This is a genomic window from Protofrankia sp. Cr2, from assembly GCF_963555885.1.
Lineage (GTDB): Bacteria > Actinomycetota > Actinomycetes > Frankiales > Frankiaceae > Protofrankia.
The window spans coordinates 146,534-152,040 of record NZ_CAUVXG010000004.1 but is presented as its reverse complement, the minus strand read 5'-3'; the positions used below and the strand labels follow the sequence as shown (position 1 = coordinate 152,040).

The 5,507-nt window shown below is 65.6% G+C and carries 6 protein-coding genes, 1 tRNA gene and 2 pseudogenes; 5 read left to right on the top strand and 4 right to left on the bottom strand.

All coding sequences use genetic code 11. The features are described from left to right. From U9978_RS04385 to U9978_RS04370, 4 genes and pseudogenes are all read left to right on the top strand, one after another. Positions 1-561, top strand: a pseudogene (locus U9978_RS04385) (NAD(P)/FAD-dependent oxidoreductase); the annotation flags it as partial. A gap of 456 nt (positions 562-1,017) precedes the next feature. Next, positions 1,018-1,092, top strand: a tRNA-Leu gene (locus tag U9978_RS04380). A gap of 299 nt (positions 1,093-1,391) precedes the next feature. Beyond that, a complete protein-coding gene (locus U9978_RS04375; RefSeq protein WP_322759722.1) occupies positions 1,392-1,556 on the top strand; it encodes a hypothetical protein in 165 nt (54 codons plus the stop codon). Continuing rightward, entirely contained in the window at positions 1,556-2,383 is an 828-nt protein-coding gene (locus tag U9978_RS04370) for a Bax inhibitor-1/YccA family protein (protein WP_322759721.1), read from the top strand. The genes U9978_RS04375 and U9978_RS04370 overlap by 1 nt, the downstream gene beginning before the upstream one ends. A 53-nt stretch (positions 2,384-2,436) precedes the next feature. On the opposite strand, the gene U9978_RS04365 is transcribed toward U9978_RS04370, so the two are convergent. Together U9978_RS04365 and U9978_RS04360 are read right to left on the bottom strand one after the other, a co-directional pair. Beyond that, the gene (locus U9978_RS04365; protein WP_322759720.1) at positions 2,437-2,847 is read right to left on the bottom strand and encodes a PPOX class F420-dependent oxidoreductase; all 411 of its coding nucleotides are present in this window, start codon (positions 2,845-2,847) and stop codon (positions 2,437-2,439) included. A gap of 103 nt (positions 2,848-2,950) precedes the next feature. After that, on the bottom strand, positions 2,951-3,178 hold the full coding sequence (locus U9978_RS04360; protein WP_239309238.1) for a DUF4287 domain-containing protein: 228 nt from the start codon (positions 3,176-3,178) through the stop codon (positions 2,951-2,953). Positions 3,179-3,282: 104 nt separating this feature from the next. Between U9978_RS04360 and U9978_RS04355 the strand changes: the two genes are divergently transcribed. After that, positions 3,283-3,678, top strand: a complete 396-nt coding sequence (locus tag U9978_RS04355; RefSeq protein WP_322759719.1) for a hypothetical protein — start codon at positions 3,283-3,285, stop codon at positions 3,676-3,678. A gap of 82 nt (positions 3,679-3,760) precedes the next feature. Here U9978_RS04355 and U9978_RS04350 read toward each other — a convergent pair whose 3' ends face one another. Together U9978_RS04350 and U9978_RS04345 are read right to left on the bottom strand one after the other, a co-directional pair. Next, positions 3,761-5,011: a DUF459 domain-containing protein gene (locus U9978_RS04350; protein ID WP_322759718.1), complete on the bottom strand. Its 1,251-nt coding sequence runs from the start codon at positions 5,009-5,011 to the stop codon at positions 3,761-3,763. Positions 5,012-5,122: 111 nt separating this feature from the next. Next, positions 5,123-5,507 (bottom strand): annotated as a pseudogene (locus U9978_RS04345) (MBOAT family protein); the annotation flags it as partial.

The window sequence follows — 5,507 nt, the reverse complement described above, 5'->3', positions numbered from 1 at the left end:
GCCGGTGACTGCGCCGCGGTTCCCGATCTCACCAGGGGTGAGGGGGCGACGACCAGTCCCTCGGCGCAACACGCGGTTCGTCAGGCCCGAGTGCTGGCGAACAACATTCTTGCCGACCTCCGTGGCGAACCGATTGCGCCCTACGAACACCGCTACGCCGGCAGCGTCGCGTCACTCGGCCTGCACAAGGGGGTGGCCGATGTGTACGGGATGAAGCTGCGCGGGTGGCCGGCGTGGCTGATGCACCGCACCTACCACCTCAGTCGGGTGCCGACGTTCAACCGCAAGGCACGAGTCCTCGCGGACTGGACCCTCGCGCTGTTCTTCCGGCGGGAGATCGTCTCGCTGGGGGCCTTCGCAGACCCCCGGGCGGGTTTTCGTGAGGCTGCCAGCCCGTCCGCCGTAGCCGGCGCGCAGGGGTCCACGGCCGCGACCCCGGTGCTTCCTTCGAAGAGCGCCGGGCATGGTGAGACCAACGGTTCCGTGGCCGCTGGCCGGAAGTCCGGGGCCACCAGGACGGTGGAGGCGGCCAAGCCGTCAGGGGAAACGTCGGTGGCGTGACCTGCTGGCACGGCGCGCTATGGCGCGCAGCTTGTAGACGATTAGCACCAGATGCCCGCTGTAGGCGACTACGGCGGGCATTTCCGTGAGCTGAGCTGAGCGGAGCGGGGTCCGGGCGCGAAGCGTCCGTCCGAACCAGGGTGATTTCCTCCGCTGCCTCGCGATCTACGCACCCCAGCCCCGCTCCTTGATCCATGCCCCGATTGTCGGGCGCTCCAAGAGCCGGACTCCCGCTCGTCGGGTTGGGCCGCTGCGCCACGATCCGCTCATCCCGCGCGATTACCGGTCCGGGCTACAGGATAGCGTGACGATCACTTTACTTCGCGCAGGCAAACTGGTCTTGATCGTCACGATGTGTTATGAGACAGGATGGTTCAGTCACTCCGTACACTTTCTCCATGTTGTCTCTTTCACAAATCCTACGTAGCGTGGTAGAAACATCTCCGATGTAGCCCAGCCGGTGTATCCCAACAGGCAGAGGAGGCTGTCCTAAAAACAGCTTGAGTGTCGGTTCGACTCCGACCACCGGCACATTCATGTGCTCGTGGTACCAGGCCGTCGCCTGGTACCTGGCTGTCCGATGTCGGCCGGATCATTCCGGCCGACATCTCGACCCGCCATCAGACTATTCATCTGAATGCCTTGTGGGCCGCCAGTGTGACGCGGTCGTACCACCTGGAGTGCCCGGCAACAGGGAAGTAGATCAAGGAGTGGGGTGGCGGTGCGTGCAGCGCCTGTCGCATGCACCGCCGTGTCGCATGCAGCGTCCGTCACAGGTGGAGTCCGATGTTCGGACCCTCGTCGCGGCGTGACCGCACCGGTGCGCGACCATGTGGGGCAGGATGGTGGAACACGGTGACTGCGCGGAGCGTTCTACTCTTGCCTCGGACGAGCTCGTCGATCGGGTCGGGTTGCGCCGCGGTCGCTTGAACTCGATGGCAGCTACGATCTATGCGCCCGACTGGATGCGGGTGGTGGAAGGAGTCGTATCCTGATGGCCGAGATGCGTTCGTCGAACCCGGTGTTCAGCCGGCGCGGCTTCACCGGCCGGCCCGCGCAGCCGACGCCCGTGCCCGAGTACGGCGCCGGCGGGTATCCGCCGCCAGGACCGGGCGCGCCGCTCAATCCGACCCCAGAGCAGCTCGCCGGTCTGTACCGGGCGCCGAGCGGTCTGACCGTCGACGACGTCGTCGTGCACACCATGGGGCTGTTCGCCATCACCGCCGTCACCGGGATAGCCGGCTGGGCCATCGCGCCGGCCGCACCCGCCGTGGGGTTTGTGGCGATGTTCGCCGCGCTCGCCCTCTCCTTCGTGATTTCGTTCAGCCAGCGGCTGAAGCCGTCGTTGATTGTCATCTTCGCGGCACTCGAGGGTCTGTTCGTGGGCGCGGTGTCGCGGTACTTCGAGGACGCCTACTCCGGCATCGTGCTGCAGGCGTTGCTGGGAACCGCCGTGGTCTTCGTGGCAATGCTTGTGGCGTACCGCAGCGGCCGGCTTCGAGCGACTCCCCGGATGACCCGGATCGTCTATGGATCACTGCTCGGTGTGATCATGATTAGCCTGGTCGATCTGGTGATCAGAGCCGTGTCCGGCAGCCACCTTCCAGTCATCAATGACGCCTCGCCGCTCGGCATCCTGTTCAGCGTCGCCGTGCTTGTGGTCGCGAGCCTCCAGTTCATCCTCGACTTCGACTACATCGAGCGGGCGATTGCCAGCGGTGCCCCTCGCGAGGAGGCATGGCGCGCCGGTTTCGGTCTGCTCGTCGGTTTCGTCTGGGTATACATAGAAATGCTCCGTCTGTTGTCGAAATTCCGAGGCTAGCGCCTGTACGGTGGATCTTTGACCGCATCGACCAAATATCCACCAGACAGGCCCTAGCCGGAGTGGTCGGGACCGGCGTTGTCGATCTCAATACTGATCACGCAGCGCTGGTCGCGGACCATGGCGGCACGATAATCGTCCCAGTCGGGGTGTTCGCCCGACAGCGAACGGTAGTAGTAGACGAGGGTCTCCATGGCCGTCGGCAGTGAGATGATTCGTGCCCGACCACTTACCTGAATCCACGGTCCGTAGAAGGCAGCCGGAATGACGCACACAGTCGCGCGCGGATCCCGGTGCAGGTTGCGGACCTTGTAGGCAGTCTCCCGGCTGCTTATGATGACTGCACCGTCGGTGCCCACTCCGACCGCGATCGGTGACATTTGGGGGGTGCCGTCCCGGCGAAACGTCGCAAGAACGGCGTGATGGTTCTCGCGGATGTATGTCCGCGCTGCCTCGATGTCCATGGGTCGATTCTTGCGCAACCGGTCTTACAGCACTGTGCGAATCAACGTGTGGGCTCCGCGCAGCGGCCGGCTCGCTGTCAGGTCGGCTCGGGCGAGACCGCCGTCATGTGCGGATCGCCCGCCTGCGTAGATCGGCTTCGTGAACGACGGCCGCCGCATAGCAGTGTGGGAGACCGTGTTCGTCCTGGAGCCAGTTCACGCGTTCGGAGAAGCGAAGCAGACCCGGCCCGCGGTCGAGGCATCCTAGCCAGTGGCCGACGTCATGTCCTGTGATTCTCGGAATTCGTTCGATAAGACTGTGGTGGGTCTCTTCGGAGCGTTGTTGCGACATTGACGCCTCCAGTAAGCACTGGTCAACGAACCATGGAAGGAGCGTGCACCACCAGTCGGACAACAGCAAGACCCGCCACGGCTGTCACGGGATAACCTTCGTCCGTGACCGATGTGGAACTGATGTTCACCAGGGATCTGGTCGGTGAAGTACGACGATTGCACGACCGGATTCAGGGGTGGACGTCGGGCTCCTGGCGGCAGCGGTCAGCTTCTGCGGGCACCCGTGCTGATCGGATACGCGCGCTTGCCGTCGAACTCGCCGAGCTGGGCCATCAAGCGGGCTCTGGCGCGCCGGCCGGTGTCAGGCCGCCGAGCCTGGCCGACCACGCGCTCGCGGACCAGATCGTCGTGTTGGCCACCGACCTGGTTGAGACGCTGCTCGCGGATGCTCGTGGTCATGCTGCCGAGGGTGGCTCGGATCGTCGCCGTGACATCGCGGAGCGCGCTTGCTCGGCCGTCCGGGCCGCTCGCCTGGACTTTGACGGGCGCCGACCCTGAAACAAGGACGTACATTCGCCATAATTGGGTATTCGCCATAATCGGGCCTTCCGGGTGAAGGTAGCCGTCCCAGGAAGATGTCTCAGGATATCACGTGCCAGTCGGCGTTGATCTCCCTTATGAAGATATCGGCGACGATGGCGGCACCATCAAGTGTCAGGTGAACACCATCGGTGGAGCGGGCGAGTACGGTCCGTCCCCGGTCGTCGGTGAGGTAACTGCTGTAAGCCCCGTTGTTCGACAGGCGGTCGCTGACGTTGACGAAACGGACACCGGGAATCCTTCGGGCGGCATCCGCGGCGGCTTCGGACATCTGGTGGTAATAGCCGTTGAGCCTCGGTTCGCGGGCGGGGGGCAGGCTCATCCAGTAGACGCGGCGTTTGCCCCCCGAAGACCAGATCTGCATGACGACGATCGCGCGGCGACGATACTCCGCCAACCATTGGGGTGACCCGGTCGCGAGCGTGCTCCCGTCCGGCAGCGTGATTCCCTGTGCATCGTTGCCACCGATGGCGACCACGATCGCCTCTGGATCGCTCTCGGTGACCTGCGCGCGGGCCTGGGCCGCCCAGTCGAAGAAATCCGGACGCACCAGGCCGGTACCGGCGTGGGTGTCGGTATCGGCGTGGATGGTGCCGTGGGACCCATTCACCATCGACGGCCCGATGCTGTCGCTCAGTGAGTCTCCGGTCACCAGAAGGCGCAGCGGGGTGGCGGCGTCGGGACGGCGCAGGGCCGCCGCGACGCCAGCCGGGTCTGATGGCGGTGCCGAGGAGGTTTCCGGGGATGCGGCCCGCGACGCGGTGGACACCGCAGCTGGCTGGGCGGTGGGGATGCTGCCGTCGGCGGTATCGGCACGGGCGGACTCGTCGCCGCCGGCCTGCAGCACCGGCGGAGGCGGCGCCGTTGGACCGGCGCCGGTCAGTTCCGAGGATGTTGCCGAGGCCCTGTCGTGCCCGAACGTCGATGTGAGGACCCGGGGGATCGCGTCGAGCCCGACGGCGTTGGTGATTCGGTCGAGCGGACGCCCCACGCCGAGCACGATGGTGCGGGTCAAGCCGGGTGCCATGCCCTCGCCAGCGTGGACCATGCCGGCGGCGTCGAGAACGAGGAGCAGGCTGAGGCTGGTGACGACGAGCCTGGCCGCCTGTCGTGCCGACACGGTACCCCCCGGCGCGGATCCCGGCGGGCGGCGGGTACGGCCTGTTTCCGGTCGCCGGATATGTTCCATTCCGGTCGCCGCTGTATCGGCGTCCGGCTTCGTCCGGCTCTTCGGGTTGTTGTGCGTGTTGCCGGCGGTTTTCGGTGCCCGAGTCGGTTCCTGTTCGCTCATCGCGCCCCCCCAACAAGGTTGGAACCTACTCTCCCTCGTCACGTCGCCGATGCCGGCCGCTGCTTTCATCCGTGGCGGTGTTGTTTTGGACCAGGTTTTCAGGACAGGCTTTCAGAACTGGAAGTATATAAATGGTGCGACATCATGCCGGCCGACGATCGCGTGGGCGATCAGGATGAACCCGACGATTACCACGGCCTGACCGAAGACGCTGAGTTGGGAGAAGACGTCCGCCACGTACAGCCGCCAGCTCTTCGGGATGAGTTGGGTGAGGAGGCCGGTAGCGATGGCGAGCAGGACCGTTCTGGTCACCAGCGGCGCAGGTCCTGGTGCGCTCACCAGGCGGACGGCGATGTCCGTGGCAGCCCCGAGATCGGGGGAGCGGAACAGGACCCAGGTCGCGCAGACGAAATGGAAGACGACCAGGCGCCCGAGCCACAGCCGCGCAACGGGCCGTGCAACGGAATACAGCCGGGACGCCGCGCCGGTGGGTTCT